The following is a 2,886-nucleotide window of genomic DNA, read 5'->3' on the forward strand; positions in this document are numbered from 1 at the left end:
CAGGGCGGCACCTGCCCACGTCGATCCGCACGATCTGCGGGTCGTGGTCGCTCGCCTGGTCCGCGAACTCGGCGTTGATGTGCACGACGTCGTAGTGTAGCGGGCGGTGCCCCGGCCGGCCGGTCACGTCGGGTTTCGGCGGCCGGCCGTGACGGCCCGCCCCGGCCACGAACGCCCCTTCCGCCCGCTGGCTGTCACTGGCTGTGGCTACGGTGCCCGCAGCCACAGCCACAGCCAGACGGGCAGGAGGGACGCCGTGACCGTCGCGGAGTCCACCCAGTGGGAAGACCTGTTCGCCCAGGACGTCGACGGTGTCGAGGGGCAGTTCACAAGACCCGCCGACGTCCACGGCCCGGCCTGGGGCGCCTACGACGGCGCCCGGCTCCTCGGCAGGGTCCACGCCGACCTCATGGGCCCGCCACCCACTCGCCCACGACTCGCCGGTCTCGTCGACGGGGCGATCACGGGACCGAGGAACGCCTACGCGGCGCGGATCACCGTCCTACACCGTGCCGGGTGGTCAGGAGCACCAGCCTCCGGTGAGGTGGGAGAACTCCTTCCAGGCGGCCCTGGTCTTGGTTCCGGCATCGCCGTCGATGCCGCCGGTGTCGTAGCCGACGTAGGTGAGGAAGCGCTGGAGGCCGCGGATGGTGTTGGGGCCGACGTCGCCGTCGACAGTTCCGGCGTTGTAGCCGCGGTCGTTGAGGAAACGCTGCCAGGCTTTCCAGCTGTTGGTGCCGAGCTCGCCGTCGATCGTGCCGGGACTGAACCCGGCGTCACGGACGTAGCACTGGACACTCCGGGCTTCCCAGTTGGTGAGGCCGAGGTTGTTGACGGCCTGGATCGTGACGGTCTGGGTGGGGACGTGCTGGGCGGGCGCGGCGGCGGCTGTGGTTGCGCCGGCGAGGGTGCCGATGCTGAGGGCGGCGGCTGTGAGGGTTCCTAACAGCGCTTTCGTGAGCGTGCTCGATACCATGCGTGTTTCCCCCTAATACGGGAGTGACTCGGTCGGCGACGACACTACCGCCGGGCGTTTGTGGAACCGGTGGCGCCGGTTGTGAGAGTTTGACCGGCCCTGGTCAACCTTGCGGGACGGCCGGAGTTCCACATCAACTCCCCTACAGACTGCCCGATTGCAGCACGAGATCCACTACCGGCATTGCCATCGGCCGCATGCGAATCCGCCGGCGGGCGGGACGCGCACGCCGGCGCAGTCGCCGTCGCCGTCGCCGTCGCCGCAAGTCTTCGTTTCCATACGGCCCGACGCCAGGGGAACGACAGCCCCCGCGCACCCGAGCCGAAGGGCCGGCCCGCCCCGTTACCTTTTTCGTGGCCCCGCGATGGGGCGCCTGGCCCCCGGGTCCGGTATGGCTGTGTGCCCCCTGTCGTACGGATGACCTGGGGGGTGTTGCCGCCGGGCTTCGGGGCACCGCTTGACCGCTGATGAGGGGCCTGACGACCGCCTGGTCCGGTGCAATGCCGGGCCGCTTCACGGGCGGCATGTCTGCGTAACGTGGTTGCCGGCGTGTGGTGCCGCAGGGACGGCCGGGAGTTTCAGGAGACGAGTGGCGAGAGGCACGCACATGGTCGATACGACGGCGATAGATCTCTTCCTCGGCCTGGACCTGGGCAAGGAGTTCCACCACGCCCACGGCAGCACCGAGGACGGCAGAACCGTGCACGACAAGCGGCTGCCCAACACCGAGCCGAAACTGCTGGAGCTGTTCACCAGGCTGGTGGCGAAGTTCGGCACCGTTCTGGTGATCGTGGACCAGGTCGCCAACATCGGCGCGCTGCCGCTGACGGTGGCCCGCGCGGCGGCTGCCGGGTGGCCTACCTGCCCGGGCTGTCGATGCGGCGGGCCGCCGACCTGCACCCGGGCGAGGCCAAGACCGACGCCCGCGACGCGTTCGTGATCGCCGAGACCGCCCGCACCATGCCGCACACCCTGCGCGCGGTGGACCGCGACGACGAGGTGCTGGCCGAGCTGACGATGCTCACCGGCTACGACAACGACCTGGCCGGCGAGGTCAACCGCGCCACCAACCGGCTGCGCGGCCTGCTCTCCCAGATCCACCCCTCCCTCGAGCGCGTCCTCGGCCCCCGCCTGGCCTACCCCTATGTCCAGGCCCTCCTCCAACGGCACGGCTCCCCGGCCAGGCTGAAGAAGCTGGGCCGCACCCGCTGCGAGGCCCTGCTCAAGGCACACGGCTCGCGCAAGGCCCACCACCTCACCACCGAGATCTTCAACGCGCTCGCCGAGCAGACCCTCGTCGTTCCCGGCACCGAGGCATCCGCGCTGATCGTGCCCGGCCTGGCCGCCCAGCTCGCAGCCGCCCACACCCAGCGCCGGGCCACCGAGCAGGAGATCGCCGCCCTGCTGGAGGCCCTCCCTCTTTTCCACCTCCTGACGTCCCTGCCCGGCCTGGGCGTCAGGACCACGGCCGCCGTGATCGTCGCGATCGGTGACGGCACCGGCTTCCCCACCGCCGGACACCTCGCCTCCTACGCCGGACTCGCGCCCGCCACGAAGTCCTCGGGCACCTCGATCCGCGGCGAGCACGCACCCCACCGCGGCAACCGGCTCCTCAAACGTGCCCTGTTCCAGGCCGCGTTCGCCGCGATCGGCTGCAAAGCCGACCCGTCCTCCCGGATCTACTACGACCGGCAACGCGCACGCGGCAAAACCCACACCCAGGCGATCCTCCGCCTGGCCCGCCAGCGCGTGAACGTCATCCACGCGATGATCCGCACCGGAGCCCTCTACGAAGCACGCACCCCGGGCGACGTCGACCTCGCCGCCTGACGGATCCCCCACCTCTACCCTCCAGGCCCCATCACGCCCGCGCACCGGCACGGCCACCCCGACCCTGCCGGCCACCGGGC

At 70.9% G+C, this 2,886-nt stretch carries 2 protein-coding genes and 1 pseudogene; 1 reads left to right on the top strand and 2 read right to left on the bottom strand.

Annotation, left to right across the window (positions count from 1 at the left end):
- Positions 1 to 400, bottom strand: a 400-nt coding sequence (locus tag ACFU53_RS47450; RefSeq protein WP_384006719.1) for a hypothetical protein, incomplete at its 3' end; no start/stop codon positions are given.
- A gap of 120 nt (positions 401 to 520) precedes the next feature.
- A complete protein-coding gene (locus ACFU53_RS47455) occupies positions 521 to 976 on the bottom strand; it encodes a peptidoglycan-binding protein (RefSeq protein ID WP_384006716.1) in 456 nt (151 codons plus the stop codon).
- A gap of 607 nt (positions 977 to 1,583) precedes the next feature.
- Between ACFU53_RS47455 and ACFU53_RS47460 the strand changes: the two are divergent.
- A pseudogene (locus tag ACFU53_RS47460) lies at positions 1,584 to 2,806 on the top strand (IS110 family transposase).
- Positions 2,807 to 2,886 lie beyond the last annotated feature (80 nt).

Source organism: Streptomyces sp. NPDC057474 (assembly GCF_042802555.1).
Taxonomy (GTDB): domain Bacteria; phylum Actinomycetota; class Actinomycetes; order Streptomycetales; family Streptomycetaceae; genus Streptomyces.